We start from the raw sequence: 16,625 nt of genomic DNA, 5'->3' as shown, positions 1-16,625 counted from the left end.
TGAGTCTTTTGTCCTGATGAAATGAAGTATTTTAATAAAAGAATGTCGAATTGGGACTCATATCAGAAGTGGGTAACAGAATGAGAGGATGTTAGTAGCACATATTAGGTAATCGGGCTCAATTATGGTCTAAAGATTGGTTTCGTTATAGAGTTATGTTTATAATAGGGGTGATCAACATATGTAAATAAATATATAATATTGATTGGAGGAGAAACGATGAAACAGGCACCGAGAAAGTATGCAAATTACATTCCTATTCGGGAACTGGAGACTTTGGAAGAGAGGTTATCTCCTTTCAAGGTGTATGCAGAACTTCGTGATAACACTCCAGTCCGATATGATGAACATCGAGAATGTTGGGATGTTTTCGGGTATGAAGATGTGAAGTACGTTCTGAAAAATCCGAAACTGTTCTCTTCTGCACGTGATCGTGCCAATACGAGCATGTTGACGACAGACCCTCCCAAACACAAACAGCTGCGTGATCTGGTGAACCAGGCGTTTACACCCAAGGCAATTGAAGCGTTGGCTCCGCGTATTCAGGAAATCACAGATGAGTTAATTACTCCACACCTGTCAGAAGGACATATGGAACTTATCGAAGATCTCGCAACACCATTGCCCGTCATTGTCATTGCGGAATTGATCGGAGTCCCTGTGGCGGATCGTCAAAAGTTCAAAGACTGGTCTGATGTATTGGTGAAAGGCGCACGTGATGATAGTGAGCAGGCCTTCCAGGAGTTATTGGAGGAGAAAAAAAGAAATATGCAGGAGTTGCATATCTATTTCACTGACATTATGGAAGAACGTCGGTTGCAGCCAAAGGATGATCTGATCTCATTACTGCTTGCTGCGGAGATTGATGGTCAGCAATTGACTTCAGATGAAGTGGTGGGCTTCTGTATTCTCTTGCTTGCTGCCGGTAATGAAACAACAACCAACCTGATTACCAATGCGGTTCGTATTCTGTCAGAACAACCCGAGCTACAACAGGAGTTGCGCGAACATCCTGAACGGATTACTTCTGCGATTGAAGAGACGCTGAGATATTATCCGCCAATTGTCGCGATTGGGCGGGTCGCCAAGGAAACTGTAGAGTTGAATGGCCAGACGATTCAAGCTGGAGAGCAGGTAATTTCCTGGGTTGGAGCAGCCAATCGGGACAGTGCCCAATTTGAACACCCGGAAGATTTCATCTCTGATCGCAAGCCGAACAGACATATGGGCTTTGGTTTTGGCATTCATTTTTGTTTGGGTGCACCACTCGCTCGTTTGGAGGCAAGGGTAGTTCTTCATACATTGCTTCAGCACATGGAGCACGTTCAGCTTGTTCCGGGAACGGTTCTGCAACCGATACAAAGTGCCTTTGTGTTTGGTGTGAAACATTATCCGATAGAATTCAATCTAATAAATAAATGATGAATGGCACATGAATGACAAAAGCCGCTCTCAGGCCAATTAGGCGCTGGAAGCGGCTTTTTCAAATGAAACAGTAAGATGGACTCATTAAGAATTGGATAGGGAATCAGGATTCCCGAATAGAAGCAGGTTTGTTATACAATTTGAATCGGACCCAAACCATATTAAGAAGCAACAGTCCGCCAGAGACGATAAACAGACCTTCGATCCCGATGAATCCTGCCATAAATCCTCCAATGATCGCTCCAAGCATGTTGCCCAGCGCCAGAGTACTCGTATTAAAACTGAATGCACGGCTGATCATGCTATCGGATGTATAGGAACGGATCAGGGCATTAACGCTCGGAAGAAGGCCACCCATGAACACACCCATCATGAAACGAACAAGAATGAGCTGCCACACGGTCTGAACAAATGCCTGCGGAATAAGCATGAGTCCTGTTCCTATGAGGGAGAACGTCAGCACCTTGTGAGGACCAATCCGGTCACTCAGCTTCCCGAGAATCGGAGACATAGCCATGTTGGATAGTCCCGTAACTGCACCGACAAGTCCTGCCCAGAAGGCCACATTTACATCCGAACCATGCAATTTTTGTACATACAGCGGCAAGAGTGACATGGGGCTAATCATCGCAAACTGCAATAGAAACGTCACAGCAAACAGTGCAGGTAGTTGAGGTGACTTGTTCAGCTCCTTCAGACCGGACAATACGGATTGTGCCGGCAGTTTGGCTGCTTCTTGACGGTCAAACTTCTCTCTGACCAGGAACATGGCGAGCATGGAAGCGACAAAGATCAGTCCACCTGTAATGTAGAAAATGGGGCGGAAGCCTACCGCATCCGCTAACAAGCCACCAATAAGTGGACCCAGGATTGTGCCGGCAACCTGCCCGGACTGACTGATTCCCATGGCAAAACCCATGCGGTCTTTCGGAGTGGTACCCGATATCAACGCAACAGCTGCAGGATTAAAACCGGAGATGGTACCGTTAAGCAAACGCAATAAGAGAAGCTGCCAAGGATTCTGTGCCAGACCCATAAGGGCAATTACGATGGCCATCCCGAATCCCGAACGCAACAGCATAACTTTACGGCCATACTTGTCCGATAACTTGCCCCAGAGTGGTTGGAACAAAAATGAGGTGAGGAAATTGGCTGCAAAAATAAATCCCGCCCAAATGCCAATTTCATGTTCGCCAACAACGCCCAGATCTCTTGCGAGATAAAGAGACAAAAATGGGGTAATCATGGTCATGCCCGAATTGACCAAAAATTGTCCGAACCAAAGCACAATGAGGTTTACTTTCCACGTTTTCAAAGTGCTTTCACTTCCTTTCAAAGATATTTCTGTAATTCTCAAAAAAACACCATTCTTTCATTATAACATAATTGGCATATGAGGGATGGGTGTAAGGAATGTCATAGTATTGTCACGTAGAACGCATCTGCATGTGGTTGTTACGGCTGTTTAAAAAGGGCATAATGGTAATTATGAGTCCAAAAACTATTGGAGGCTTCTTACATGAGCTATAATGATCGACTGATTCGGGCAAGTTTCAAACAACAGGTAGACCGTGTCCCGGTGTGGTACATGCGTCAAGCTGGACGTTATGATCCTGAATATCGCAAAATTAAAGAAAAGTACTCCTTGCTAGAAATCTGCAAACAACCCGAGCTGGCGGCTGAAGTTACACTCATGCCGGTACGCAAACTTGGTGTAGATGCGGCTATTTTGTATTCCGATATTATGAATCCGGTTGCCTCTCTGGGCATTGATTTTGACATTGTAAAAAATATTGGACCGGTAATCGATAATCCTATTCGGTCTGCTGCAGATGTGGATCGGCTGCGTCCCATCGACGTAGAAGGAGATCTGTCACATATTCTGGAAACCATTCGAATTCTGGATAAGGAGCTTGATGTGCCTCTTATTACGTTTGCGGGCGCACCATTCACGATTGCGAGTTATCTGATTGAAGGGCGACCTTCGAAAGGTTATATCCGCACCAAAACGATGATGTACAGCGAGCCTGAGGTGTGGCATAAGCTGATGCAGAAGCTTGGTGATATGGTTATTACATATGTCCGTGCGCATATTGCGAATGGCGGTAAGGCATTCCAGTTGTTTGACAGCTGGGTTGGAGCACTTTCTCCCAAAGACTTCAGAACATATGTGTTGCCTACGATTACTCGTATCTTTACCGAATTATCGGATTTGAATGTACCGAAGATCTATTTCCCTGGTGTCGCATCAGGCGAATTGTTGCCAGCGCTGCATAATCTGCAAGCCGATGTGATTGGATTGGACTGGAGAGTCTCGATTTCGGAAGGTCGTGAGCGACTTGGCGGCAAATTCGCCGTGCAGGGTAACTTGGACCCTTATCTGCTGACTGCACCGATGGAACTGATCAAGGAGCAAGCCAAAGTGATTATTGACGAAGGAATCAAGGAGCCGGGTTATATTTTCAACCTGGGACACGGATTATTTCCTGAAGCATCGCTAGAGAAGCTCAGAGAACTAACGGCGTATATTCATGAATATTCTGCCGAAGCAATGAAGACTGGGGTGACGGTAACGAATGACTAATACTGTAGGTGTACTGGTGATGTCGTATGGCACACCAGAAAATATGGAGAGTGTTGAAGCGTATTACACACATATCCGCAGAGGACGTCCGCCTGAACCAGAGCAATTGAAAGAACTGACGGATCGTTATGAAGCCATTGTTGGCGGTGTTTTCCCACTTCGGGAGAACACAGACAATCAGGTCAAGGCCCTTCAAGAGACACTAAACCGCGATGAGCGTGGCACTGATGTGGAATTCCGTTGTTATCAAGGACTGAAGCATGCCTATCCGTTTATTGAGGATGGCGTAGAGCAGATGGCGAAGGATGGAATTCAGACAGCGATTGGTATTGTACTGGCTCCTCATTTTTCCACGATGAGTGTAGGCAGTTATATCAAACGTGCGCGTGAAAAAGCAGAAGAGCTGGGCGTTCATATGTCCTTTATTGAGAGTTATCATCTGCATCCGAAGATAATTCAGGCGTTGTCCACACGTGTCAGTGCCAAGTTGGATGCGTTCGAAGAAGCTGGAGCAAAACGCGGAGATGTGAAGGTGTTGTTTAGTGCGCACAGTCTGCCGGCACGTATTGTGGAGATGGGTGATCCATACCCGCAACAATTGCTGGAGACTTCGGAAGTGATTGCATCACGTGTAGGCATAACCAATTGGCAATTTACGTGGCAGAGTGCCGGACGAACAGCTGAGCCTTGGCTTGGACCGGATATTCTGGATACGTTACAGGAGCTTTCTCGTGAACAGGTAGAGGATGTGCTTGTGGCACCAATCGGGTTCGTCTCGGATCATCTCGAAGTGCTCTATGATCTCGATATTGAGGCCAAATCGATTGCCAAAGAGATCGACATGCGCCTGATGCGTATTGATTCTCTCAATAGCGATCCTCTATACATGGAGACGTTAAGCGACGTTATTATAAGCCGATGGCAGCAAGGGTCGGATGAGTAATGGGTGATAAGAAACGCCGTGTTGTTGTCGTCGGCGGTGGCCTTACCGGCCTCAGCGCGGCATTTTATATCCGCAAGCATTACCGGGAAGCGGGCGTTGAACCCGTGATTACTTTGGTCGAGAAAAGCTCGTCCATGGGAGGCATGATTGAGACGCTGCACCGGGATGGATTTGTGATTGAAAAAGGGCCCGATTCTTTCCTGGCTCGCAAAACAGCAATGATTGATCTTGCCAAAGAATTGGAGATTGATCATGAATTGGTCAGTCAGAATCCGGAGTCGAAGAAAACGTATATCATGCAGCGTGGCAAGCTTCATCCTATGCCAGCAGGACTTGTTCTTGGTATCCCGACAGAACTAAGACCGTTCCTGAGAAGTGGTTTGGTTTCTCCGGCAGGCAAACTGCGGGCGTTGATGGATTTTGTCATCCCGCCGCGTCGTACAACAGAGGATGAATCGCTCGGTTATATGATTGAACGTCGTCTTGGAGCAGAAGTGCTGGAGAACTTGACGGAACCGCTGCTCGCAGGAATCTATGCGGGTGATATGCGGCGATTGAGCCTCCAGGCTACCTTTCCGCAGTTCGGAGAAGTAGAGCGCGATTACGGCAGCTTGATTCGGGGCATGATGACGGGCCGGAAACCGGCTGAGACGCATACCGGAACGAAACGAAGCGCTTTTCTGAACTTTCGTCAGGGACTTCAGAGCCTTGTTCACGCCCTCGTACATGAACTGCAGGACGTGGATCAGCGTCTGAACACCGCAGTGAAGTCGCTGCAACGTCTTGATGGAGCGCAGACCAGATACCGTGTTGAACTGGGGAATGGCGAAATGCTTGAAGCCGATGATGTAGTGGTTACTGTGCCAACGTATGTTGCGTCGGAGCTGTTGAAGCCTCACGTGGACACAGCGGCACTGGATGCGATTAACTATGTATCTGTAGCCAATGTAGTGCTCGCTTTTGAGAAAAAAGAGGTGGAGCATGTATTCGACGGGTCGGGTTTCCTCGTTCCGCGGAAAGAGGGTCGCAATATTACGGCTTGCACGTGGACATCGACGAAATGGCTGCATACCAGCCCGGATGATAAAGTACTGCTCCGCTGTTATGTTGGTCGCTCCGGTGACGAACAGAACGTAGAGCTTCCGGATGAAGCGCTGACCGATCTGGTTCTCAAGGATCTGAGAGAGACGATGGGTATTGATGCTGTACCGATCTTCTCCGAGATTACACGGCTTCGCAAATCGATGCCACAGTATCCGGTGGGACACCTCGAACATATTGCGGCCCTTCGTGAGGAGCTTGGCAGCAAATTACCGGGCGTGTACATTGCAGGTGCAGGTTATGAGGGTGTAGGTTTGCCTGATTGCATCAGACAAGCGAAGGAAATGTCTGTCCAGGCTACTAAAGAGTTTTCGCTAGAATAAGTGCAGCAAGAGAGCTGTCTCGAACGTAGATTTATCTACAGAAGAGACGGCTTTTTTTACATGAATTTCTGGAAGTTAAACGAGTTGATACTCATCCAATCGATACAGTTCCAAGGAATGATGGAAATCCAGAATATGCCTGATATAATGGTATGTATGGCTGTGAAGAAGAAGAGGAGTTGCTTATGTATCCCCCAAGATCAGAGCGAAGTGTAAAGAAGAAAAATGGTAGTAAACGCACCCGCAATACAATCACAATCATCTGGACAGTTAATATTGTATTGATCATTGCAATTGGTCTGGTGGGCATTTTTTATGTCATTAATTCACGTCAGCAACAGGCAGACCAGCCGGTGAAGCAAGAAATAGTCGATCAGGATGAGTCTTCCATTAGTGAGGATGCCAAAGGCGGCGATCAAGTAACTTCTCCAGACTCGGAATCCGATGAGACTTCGGAAGAAGATCCTAAAGCTACGGGTGAAGAGACAACAGCGGATGCCGATAAGACATCTGGAGTAGCGACACCTGACACTTCTGGCAATACCAATAGTGAGAAAGTAGAATCCGGAACGAAAAAACCTGCGGCAGATTCGACACCGTCCGGCACCAAGGGAAATGCAGGTGTGGATACCGAATCAGGGGTGTCGAAACCCTCCGATTCAGCGAAGGATGTCACCATTAACTTTGTTGGCGATATCCAGTTCTCGGGCAAAGTTGCTGAACTGCTGGATAAAAACGGTTATGATTATCCCTTTGCCAAACTCGGCAGATTATTCAAGGATGATGATCTTACCATCGGCAACCTGGAGACACCGATAACCCTGGGTGGTACTGGTGCGGCTAACAAAACATATGTATACAAATCTTCGCCCAAAGCATTGGCGGCAATGGCCTCTGCGGGTTTTGATGCTGTCAATTTGGCTAACAATCATATTCTGGATCAGGGTGTAGAGGGTTTGGTAGATACGTTAACCTATCTCAAGGAATATGGCATAGCTCACACCGGGGCTGGCATGAACAGGGATGAAGCCTATGCACCAGCGTATCTGGAACGCAAAGGGATGAAGATTGCATTGCTTGGGTTCTCCCGAGTTGTACCGGAAACAAGTTGGAAGGCGGAAGGCAATCGGGCTGGCGTGGCTGAAGCCTATGATTCCACAGGAGCGGTCAAAGCGATCCAGGAGGCCCGTGAGAAGGCTGACCTGGTGATCGTGGTTGCACACTGGGGAGAGGAACGTGTAAGTACTCCGAACAGTGACCAGACCCGATTGGCTCATGAGTTTGTAGATGCTGGCGCGGATCTGGTTATAGGTGGTCATCCTCATGTGTTGCAAGGGTTGGAGTACTATAAGGGGAAGTGGATTGCATACAGTACGGGCAATTTCATTTTCTCCAGATCAACAACTGAAGAGACATGGAAAACGGCGGTATTTCAGGCTCGCTGTAGTCGCGATGCAGCTTGCAGCATGAAAGTTATCCCTTATGAGGCCGGGCTTGGTCAGGCCATTCCGATGATCGATGAGGCGAACAAACTGCTATTGGAACAGATGGCAAAGCTCTCCCCAGGCATTCGTTATGATGGGAATGGAGTCGCTTCACCTAATTAAAAACCTTTTTGAGGAGGGAATCGAATGAACAACCTTTGTGTAGCGCACCGTGGATTTTCTTCTATTGCACCAGAGAATACGATGGCTGCATTCCTGATGGCCATGGAGCGGCCTGAAGTTCAGTGGATGGAGCTGGATGTGCAGTTGTCGCGTGATGGTGTGCCAGTGATCATTCATGATTTTACAGTAGATCGCACGACGAATGGCAAGGGTCTGGTTCGGGAAACAGATTGGGCTGATCTGCAACGTCTGGATGCCGGAGCATGGAAAAACAAGTCTTACAAAGGCGAACGGATTCCCACCCTAAGTGAATTGTTAGATCGCTCGTGCGGCAGAGTACGTTTGAACATTGAACTGAAAACGCAGGGAGACTTGTACCCGGGTCTGCCTGCGGCTGTTATACATGAAGTGAGAAAAAGACATATGCAAAATGATGTTGTGATCACCTCATTTGAACCAGCCGCTCTGATCGAAGTGAAGAAACTTGCACCGGAGATCCATACGGGGCTGATTATCGATGCACGACCAGGTGATCTGTTAACCGCGCTGCGGCAGATGAATTGTACATTCCTCTCGATTGGATACACCAATGTAGACAAATCCTTAATGAACGAGATGCGGAGTGCAGGCATTCGGGTGATGGCTTGGACAGTGGATGACAAGACCATTATGAAGAAACTGGCGGCAGTTGATCCAGAACTCATGTTATGTACGAACCGTCCTGACGTATGGGAGCTGGCATTTCAGGAGACGAGCAGCCGATTTTTCAGACCGTAATTATCTTAAATGCACTATTGAATCCAATAAAGGTGGTAATATACCCATGTTGACTAACATTCGCAATGTATACTGTGTAGGACGCAATTATAAACTTCATGCGGAAGAATTGGGTAACGCGGTTCCGGATGAGCCAATGATCTTTATGAAACCTTCTCATGCAGTCGTACCCCTGAATGGTGAAACGCTTGAATTGCCTGCTACCAAGGGTGAAGTTCACTATGAAGTTGAACTGGTCGTTCAGATCGGCCGGAGCTATGACCCAGGTATGGCGGTAGATGAGCTGGTGGATGCGTATGCGTTTGGTATTGATTTTACGTTACGTGATGTACAGGCCGTGATTAAGAAAAAGGGCCACCCGTGGACAGCGGCCAAAGGGTTCAAAAATTCCGCTCCGGTTACTGCATTTCAGGCATTCCCGGGGGCTAAAACACTGCTGGAGAAAGACTTTACGTTGACTAAAAATGGTGAGGAAGTCCAGCGTGGTAACATTCGTAACATGATCTTCAGTTTACAAGATATTGTGGATTATGTAGGTCACCATTACGGCCTGGGGCCGGGAGATGTCATTTTTACAGGAACACCCGAAGGTGTTGGACCAACACAAGCAGGAGATGTGCTCGAACTGGCATGGGACGGCGAATCCTTGGGTGCATGCACGATTGGGACAGCGCAATAAGGATTACACATCATACCTGCTTGAGATGAATAGGGTACAAGAAAGGGGCGTGCACACGCTCCTTTTTGCCATGTTATTAGTGGAAACTTCATATTTTCAGCGTACTAATTAGTCACTGATTACGCCAAATTGTACGCTGTGTTTGCACTCCGCGTGACCAACTCTTCCAGTTCAGCTTGTTGAGCAGCATGTTGCTCTGAACTGATACTTCCGCTTGCGAGCCGTTCATCCAACTGCTCTCTGAGCTGTCTTACTTGTATAGCAATCACTTCATCCAAATTCCCGTTGTTTTCTTCCGTAATCGTTCTCAGTGATTTGCCGTTGTACAGCTCCTGATACAGATCCGCTTCTGAAGGCTGATTCAGAGCGCTGAGCAGCTCGTCGCTGCTTCCCTCACGAGTGTCCAAGTCAACGATGGACCATTTAGCAGTAGGTATGGGAGAGATGGCGGATTGGCCCCATGCTGTTCCGGCAAAGGACAGGGTGACAATCATTGTGCCTATAATAATAACTCTTTTCATGTTCATATGGATATTCCTCATTTCTGTAGTTGAGTACGAACTGAATCGTAGCCTGTTGTAGGTGTATTCGTTGATGTATCGATCTGAGAATAGTGTAAACGGGAAACCTGAAGTGAAACTTAAAACAGGATAAGTAATTTCAACCCGGCAGAGAATGACCGTAAAAAAAATATCACTAACGTAAGGAACACTTGAATTACAGACGTTACGTAAAAGGGATTTTATCTTGTTTTAACGTTTGATCATTAACCTGTTATGGCACTTCTACACGAGGCCGAAACAGGTTTTTTGTGTGCTGGCGTAAGGAGTTTCGGCATTGGGATCAAACCGTGGTATAATTGAATTTCAAAAATACAATAAACGTCATGCGGGCTGTACATACGCTGCATGCAGGAGACATTATGGATTGGATTATTGGCGCCGTATGCGCTTCTATGGTGGCAGGTGCTGCCTATGCGAAAAAGTCGCTAACCCTGTCTGGCTGCCTGGCAGCCATCATGATGGGAACGATATATTACGGAGCGGGTAACCTGTTCTGGTTTGGCACGTTATTGTTATTTTTCATTACTTCAACGTTGCTCTCCAGGTTTCGTAAAGATCGGAAGCAGGAGCTGGAGAAATCCTATGCCAAGTCGGGAAATCGGGATGCCGGACAAGTGATGGCTAATGGTGGGATGGGCATGTTCCTATGTCTGGGATACTGGATATTTCCACATCCGGCATGGATATATGCTTTCATTGGAGTAATGGCTACCGTTACATCGGATACATGGGCAACCGAACTTGGGAGTCTCAGTCGTAAGCCGCCGCGCTCTGTTCTCACCTGGAAGGTACTTACGCCTGGAGCTTCTGGAGGTGTCTCACTTCTCGGCACCGTGGCTGCAGCCGTAGGCGGGGCTCTGATTGGTGCGGGAGCATTCTTGTTTTCATGGATCGCCGGGATAGAAGGGCTTAGTCTGTTTAGTTGGACTTTTGTCGGTCTTGCAGGCGGGTTGGCAGGTGCTTTTGCCGATTCCTATCTGGGCGCAACGGTGCAGAAGATGTATCGTTGTACCGTGTGTGGCCGTGAAGTTGAGGTACATGAACATTGCGGGCATCCAACGGTTCGGGCTCGTGGCTGGGTGTGGATGAGTAACGACCTGGTGAACGTGCTTAGTTCGGTGATCGGAGGATGCGTGGCGATAGGTTTAGGTAACATTTTGGCGTTGTAGGGGGGAGTACATTTGAGCACGGTACAGGGAGACAAATCGGAGGCTATTTTGGATGCGGCCTATGGTATTTTTGGATCGAAAGGTTTTTATGAGACAAAAATGTCTGATATTGCAGACGAAGCCGGCATCGCAAAAGGCACCATTTACTTATATTTCAAAAGCAAGGAACAATTATTTATCGCAGTATCCAAGCGGGACTGTAACAGCTTTATCAGTCGTCTTGAATATGCTTTGAACTCGCATGAGAACACAGGTGATAAACTTGGAGCAATAGCCAAGACCCACCTTACGTATTATTATGAGCGCCGCAATCATACCAAGCTCTTTTTTATGGCACCCAATAATGATCCGGATCTGATGAAATTCATGAAGGCATTCATGAACCAATACATGAGCATGGTGTGTGAGGTACTGGAGAGCGCGAGTGTACCTGAGCCTGTATTGCTCGCTGAAGCCTATATTGGAATTCTGGACCGGCTGAAGATGGATATCATGTTGAATCCGGAATTCAATGAGGAACATCTGAACAAACGAATTGCCTTTGCAGCAGCATTGTTTCTGGACGGATGCCGTTCTTTTTTGCAAGTTTAAAGGGAGTGTGCTGATGTACGTAATATTGAATTTTATTTTACAGAGAAGTGGGTACGAGCAATGAACATAATGACGGTAGAGCAAATTGCAAAAAGTTATGGCGAAAAAATATTGTTCAAGGATGCTTCATTTGGTATGGCTGATCAGGACAAGATTGGTGTCGTTGGGGTAAATGGAACCGGTAAATCCACGTTTTTGCGTGTGATCTCTGGTATGGAACCTGCAGACGCGGGACAGATCTCCATCGGTAATGACGTACGCATTCAGTTCCTGGCACAAAACCCGGACTTCAATGCGGATAATACGGTATTGCAACAAGTATTCGAAGGTGACAGCATGGAAATGAAAACCGTGCGTGAATATACGGAAACGATGGAATTATTGGAACTGAATTTCTCCGATCCAGCGTTGCAGAAGCGATTATTACGTTTGAATCAGCAAATGGAGCAGCTTCAGCTCTGGCAGATGGAGAGTGAAGCGAAGAGTATTTTGTCCAAACTGGGAATTCGTCAATTCGATGCACTGATGGGCACATTGTCTGGTGGGCAACGCAAAAGGGTAGCTCTTGCTGCTGCTCTGATTCATCCTTGCGAACTGCTCATTCTGGATGAGCCGACGAACCATATTGATAATGATTCGGTCGTATGGCTTGAGCAGTACTTGCAGAAGCGCCGCGGCGCACTGCTTATGATTACGCATGATCGGTATTTCCTGGACCGTGTGGCGAATGTCATGCTGGAATTGGATCATGGACGTTTATTCCGATATGAAGCTAACTATACACGTTTTCTGGAACTGAAGGCGGAGCGTGAAGAACGGGAAGCCTCTTCTGAACAGAAGCGTAAGAACTTGCTTCGGACGGAGCTCGCATGGATTCGTCGCGGTGCCAAGGCACGGACGACGAAACAAAAAGCGAGAATTGATCGCTTTGAACAACTCAAAGACCAACAAGGAATCCAGCGCTCGGGTTCATTGGAAGTATCGGTTGGCTCCACTCGTCTGGGTAAAAAGATTCTGGAGATCGAGCATCTTTCCAAATCTGTCGGTGGTCGCAAACTGATCGAAGATCTGAGTTATATTGCCGTACCTGGAGATCGGGTAGGGATTGTCGGGCCGAATGGTAGTGGTAAGTCCACGTTGTTACAGATGATATCTGGCATGTTGGAACCCGATGCAGGCGTGGTTGACGTCGGTCCTACGGTCAATCTGGGCTATTTCACACAGGAACATCAGGAGATGGATGAATCTCTGCGTGTCATAGAATACATCAAGGAAGTGGCCGAGAATGTGAAAACGGCCGATGGCTCTCTGATTACAGCATCCCAGATGCTGGAGCGGTTCCTGTTTACCCCGGCATCCCAGTGGACGCCAATCTCGCGTCTGTCTGGTGGAGAGAAGCGTCGCCTGTATCTGCTGCGTGTTCTGATGGCTGCTCCGAATGTATTGCTGCTGGATGAGCCAACGAATGATCTGGATATCCAGACACTCGCTGTACTGGAAGACTACCTGGACGATTTCCCGGGTGTTGTTTTTGTGGTATCCCATGATCGCTACTTCCTTGATCGTACTGTGGATAAAGTGCTGTCTTTTGAGGGCAACGGAGCTGTACGTGTACACGTGGGCGACTACAGTGAGTACGCGGAATGGATGCTGAAAAATGCGCCTGGGGCTACTCAAGAGAGTGACACAGGGGCAGCGAAGGTGAAGCAGTCGGAGAAAACGGCCCCTGCTGTCTCAGCGGCCAAACCGAAGTTGAAATTCAGCTTCAAGGAGCAACGTGAATACGACCAGATTGATGAAAATATTGAGAAGGCTGAAGCCAATCTTGTCCGGATTAACAAAGAGATGGAAGAGTCATTTAGTGATTCTGCCCGTCTGCAGGAGTTGATGGCTGAGCAGGCTGAGGCTGAGCGTCATCTGGACGAATTGATGGAACGCTGGACTGTTCTGAACGAACTTGCAGAGCAGATTGAACAGAGCAAGTCTTGATTTATGATTAACTATCGCCCTTTCTCCTTAGTGACATAATGTCGCATAGGTGGAGAGGGCTATTTTTTTGTCTGTGGATTTTCGCATTAAAGTGAAACGTTCAGTATATTCATTACGTTGTATAAGTAAAGAATTCCATAGAAGGGAGAGAACACCACACTTATGTATAAAGAAATTAATGAACAGTTGGCAGTGCTCAAGGAAAAGGGGAGAATTTACGAGAAATGGACCAAGCGTTTGGAAAAGCTTCAAACGGAAGAAACCGATTGGGAAGCAAAGGTAAAACGTCGTCAGGAGCATCTCCAGAAGGAGCAGAAAGATGTTGATCGACTGAACAGTATGACATTGTCAGCATTTTTCTATCAACTGATTGGCAAGAAGACAGAACGGCTGGAGAAGGAAGAGCTGGAACTGATGGAGAGCAAGGCTGCATACGACACCGCTTGTCGCATGTTACAAGACGTACAGGAGCAACGAATTCATGTGGAGCAGGAGTTGGAGGGCGGGCGGCAGTATCAGTATTGGCAGAGTGACTACAACGCTCTGTGGGGGAAGAAGGAAGGTCGACTGCTGGACCAGGATGCGGAATTGCAACACATGGCTGAGAATCGGGAACATCTGGCGAGTGAGCTACAGGAACTGGATGAAGCTTTCCGGGAAGGGGAATATCTGGTCTATGCCCTTGAACGTGCCGAGAAGGCTTTGGCTTCGGCAGGTAATTGGGGTATATATGACATGATGGGCGGTGGGGTCATCTCCACACATATCAAGCGAGGACGAATGGATGACGCTCAGGTCGCCATTATGGATGCAGGTAAGCGTCTACGACGTTTTCAGAAGGAACTGGAGGATGTAGAGATGGCAGTACACGCCGATCTGCATCTGGGAGGTCTGCTTTCATTCGCAGACTATTTCTTCGATAACCTCTTCGTAGATTGGATGGTTCAGGACAAAATTCGCAAAGCCGAACGTCAGGTGAAGGATGGACTGAGCGCGGTTCGGAAGACCATGCATGTGTTAAGAAATGAAATGCGTGACCATAAGGCAGAGTTAGAAATTTTGGAGCGTAAATATCATGCATATGTCGAACAGGCAGATTAAGAGATGTGACAATAAAGGCCCCTTCCAAGCACACCGAATTGCTGTGCTTGGAAGGGGCCTTCTGCTTAGACGAACATGTGGATGTTATCCACAATAATTTAGTCGATACATAATTCTTTTTACTTGGTTGTAATGTAAGCTGCGAGCAATCGTGCCGTATTCAGGACAGCATCCTTATGTGTACGCTCCATGGAATGAGACGCGTGAACCCCCGGGCCAATCAGTGCTGCTCGGATATTGTTTCCTCCGCGTAATGCTGCACTGCCATCTGAGCCATAGTGGGGATAAATGTCGACGACGTAATCCATTCCATCTTGTTTGGCCAGTTCAATGAGACGACTGGTCATATCGTAGTCATACGGGCCAGAAGAATCTTTGGCACATATGGAAACGTCGGTTTCTTTACAGCTCAGGTCATCACCCATAGCTCCCATGTCTACAGCGATCATTTCACTGATTTCCGCAGGGATATATGATGCGCCATGTCCAACTTCTTCATAGTTCGAGATAAGCAGAGAGACGTTATGTAATGGTTTCCAGCCTTCACGATGTGCAGATTCAAGGATGCCAAAGAGGGCAGCCACGCTGGCTTTGTCGTCCAGATGACGTGATTTGATATAACCACTCGGCGTTATGACTGCGCGAGCATCGAAGGAGATAAAGTCGCCGACAGAGATCCCGAGTTTCAACACATCTTCCTTGGAGGAGACGACCTCATCGATTCGGACCTCCATATGGCTCTCGGACCGTTCAAAGGTGCGTGCATCCGGATAGACGTGGACAGACGGATGAAGGGAGAGAATGGTGCCTGTGTATGTCTTTCCATCCCGAGTATGAATGCTGCAGTACTCATTCTCGATACTTTGCATGGAAAATCCACCGACAGAGGTCAGTTTCAATGTACCGTAAGATGTAATGGAGCGTACCATGGCCCCTAGCGTATCCACATGGGCACTCAAAGCAATCGTCTTGGACGAATCCTGCCCTGGCAATGTAAGCACCGCACCGCCCTTGTTATTCAGCTCACAAGCGATACCCAGTGATTCTCCTTCCTTGCGAATCATCTCGATAATATGATGGGTGTAGCCACTTGGACTTGGTGTGTCCAGCAATTTTTTCAGAAAAGACAGAACGTAAGATTCATCAATTGTAAAACTCATTGTGTAATTTCCTCCTTGGAACGTGGGTATGGTGTGAAACAAAATACAGCCTGTCTGGGGGAGTGAATGTGTTACTACCATTCCTGACTCGCCAGCAGGCTGATTCTGTTGGTTACAATGTCCCCGTAGGGTTTCCTTTGCGCTGACTCTGGATCGAATCATTCTCCAATAGGCTGTCCGGTTCAGTTGAGTCAAGCGAATCCATCGTTTTGAAAGAATCGAGCGAAGAGTTGCTTGTTGCTGAACTTTCCAATTCAGTTACACGCAATTTCAATTGCTTGTTCTCGCGTTGCAGTCGGTATTGGCGATAGATGCCATATGAACCTACAATAATTCCACCGATCAGGGTGCAACCTAGGATCAGCAAAATCAGCGGGATTTGAACGGTGTTAAATAGCAGGTTAACTTGTACGGAATCTACATTAATAACCGCAAAGATTCCTGTGAGCAGTGCAAAAACAAGACCTGCTATGAGTGCCCATTGCATTTTCATGGTGTTGCCTCCTTGTTAAACAATTGAGAACTAGTATGCATTACCCCAATTCGGGTATATTGCATCTTGCGTTGATTATAAAATCCCCTGCCCAATTGGGCAAGGGATACAGGTCACATG

General features: G+C 47.4%; 15 protein-coding genes. 11 read left to right on the top strand and 4 right to left on the bottom strand.

The features are described from left to right. Positions 1–219 precede the first annotated feature (219 nt). Entirely contained in the window at positions 220–1,422 is a 1,203-nt protein-coding gene (locus D829_RS0113385; RefSeq protein ID WP_017689412.1) for a cytochrome P450, read from the top strand. Positions 1,423–1,528: 106 nt separating this feature from the next. Here the strand turns inward: D829_RS0113385 and D829_RS0113380 are convergent, their stop codons facing one another. Next, positions 1,529–2,740: an MFS transporter gene (locus tag D829_RS0113380; protein ID WP_017689411.1), complete on the bottom strand. Its 1,212-nt coding sequence runs from the start codon at positions 2,738–2,740 to the stop codon at positions 1,529–1,531. Between the two features lie 204 nt (positions 2,741–2,944). Here D829_RS0113380 and hemE point away from each other — a divergent pair, with 204 nt between their 5' ends. From hemE to D829_RS0113350, 6 genes are all read left to right on the top strand, one after another. Further along, entirely contained in the window at positions 2,945–4,009 is a 1,065-nt protein-coding gene (hemE, locus tag D829_RS0113375; protein WP_017689410.1) for a uroporphyrinogen decarboxylase, read from the top strand. Continuing rightward, positions 4,002–4,952 carry a ferrochelatase gene (hemH, locus tag D829_RS0113370; protein WP_017689409.1) on the top strand — a complete coding sequence of 317 codons (951 nt, stop codon included), beginning with the start codon at positions 4,002–4,004 and terminating at the stop codon, positions 4,950–4,952. The genes hemE and hemH overlap by 8 nt, the downstream gene beginning before the upstream one ends. Further along, positions 4,952–6,376, top strand: a complete 1,425-nt coding sequence (gene hemY / locus D829_RS0113365) for a protoporphyrinogen oxidase (protein WP_017689408.1) — start codon at positions 4,952–4,954, stop codon at positions 6,374–6,376. Before hemH ends, hemY begins: the two co-directional genes overlap by 1 nt. Positions 6,377–6,561: 185 nt before the next feature. Beyond that, positions 6,562–7,983, top strand: a complete 1,422-nt coding sequence (locus D829_RS31000; protein WP_017689407.1) for a CapA family protein — start codon at positions 6,562–6,564, stop codon at positions 7,981–7,983. A 24-nt stretch (positions 7,984–8,007) separates the two neighbouring features. Then, positions 8,008–8,760: a glycerophosphodiester phosphodiesterase family protein gene (locus D829_RS0113355; RefSeq protein ID WP_017689406.1), complete on the top strand. Its 753-nt coding sequence runs from the start codon at positions 8,008–8,010 to the stop codon at positions 8,758–8,760. 46 nt (positions 8,761–8,806) lie between these two features. After that, positions 8,807–9,439, top strand: a complete 633-nt coding sequence (locus D829_RS0113350; protein ID WP_017689405.1) for a fumarylacetoacetate hydrolase family protein — start codon at positions 8,807–8,809, stop codon at positions 9,437–9,439. Between the two features lie 119 nt (positions 9,440–9,558). Here the strand turns inward: D829_RS0113350 and D829_RS0113345 are convergent, their stop codons facing one another. Then, positions 9,559–9,966, bottom strand: coding sequence for a hypothetical protein (locus D829_RS0113345; RefSeq protein WP_017689404.1), 408 nt, complete (start codon positions 9,964–9,966; stop codon positions 9,559–9,561). A gap of 395 nt (positions 9,967–10,361) precedes the next feature. Here D829_RS0113345 and D829_RS0113340 point away from each other — a divergent pair, with 395 nt between their 5' ends. The 4 genes from D829_RS0113340 to D829_RS0113325 all read left to right on the top strand — a co-directional run bounded on the left by D829_RS0113340 (position 10,362) and on the right by D829_RS0113325 (position 14,852). Further along, positions 10,362–11,171, top strand: coding sequence for a DUF92 domain-containing protein (locus D829_RS0113340; RefSeq protein WP_017689403.1), 810 nt, complete (start codon positions 10,362–10,364; stop codon positions 11,169–11,171). Positions 11,172–11,183: 12 nt separating this feature from the next. After that, positions 11,184–11,762 carry a TetR/AcrR family transcriptional regulator gene (locus D829_RS0113335; RefSeq protein WP_017689402.1) on the top strand — a complete coding sequence of 193 codons (579 nt, stop codon included), beginning with the start codon at positions 11,184–11,186 and terminating at the stop codon, positions 11,760–11,762. 60 nt (positions 11,763–11,822) lie between these two features. Beyond that, positions 11,823–13,751 carry an ABC-F family ATP-binding cassette domain-containing protein gene (locus D829_RS0113330; protein WP_017689401.1) on the top strand — a complete coding sequence of 643 codons (1,929 nt, stop codon included), beginning with the start codon at positions 11,823–11,825 and terminating at the stop codon, positions 13,749–13,751. Positions 13,752–13,913: 162 nt separating this feature from the next. After that, a complete protein-coding gene (locus D829_RS0113325) occupies positions 13,914–14,852 on the top strand; it encodes a hypothetical protein (RefSeq protein WP_017689400.1) in 939 nt (312 codons plus the stop codon). Positions 14,853–14,971: 119 nt separating this feature from the next. Here the strand turns inward: D829_RS0113325 and D829_RS0113320 are convergent, their stop codons facing one another. Both D829_RS0113320 and D829_RS30995 read right to left on the bottom strand, forming a co-directional pair. After that, positions 14,972–16,012 (bottom strand): M42 family metallopeptidase, encoded by a 1,041-nt coding sequence (locus D829_RS0113320; RefSeq protein WP_017689399.1) that lies wholly within the window; start codon positions 16,010–16,012, stop codon positions 14,972–14,974. 112 nt (positions 16,013–16,124) lie between these two features. Then, a complete protein-coding gene (locus D829_RS30995; protein ID WP_017689398.1) occupies positions 16,125–16,505 on the bottom strand; it encodes a lipopolysaccharide assembly protein LapA domain-containing protein in 381 nt (126 codons plus the stop codon). Between the last annotated feature and the right edge of the window lie 120 nt (positions 16,506–16,625).

This window comes from Paenibacillus sp. PAMC 26794 (assembly GCF_000316035.1).
GTDB lineage: Bacteria > Bacillota > Bacilli > Paenibacillales > Paenibacillaceae > Paenibacillus.
Note: the sequence above shows the minus strand (reverse complement) of the source record. Positions and strands in the feature narration are given on the sequence as shown.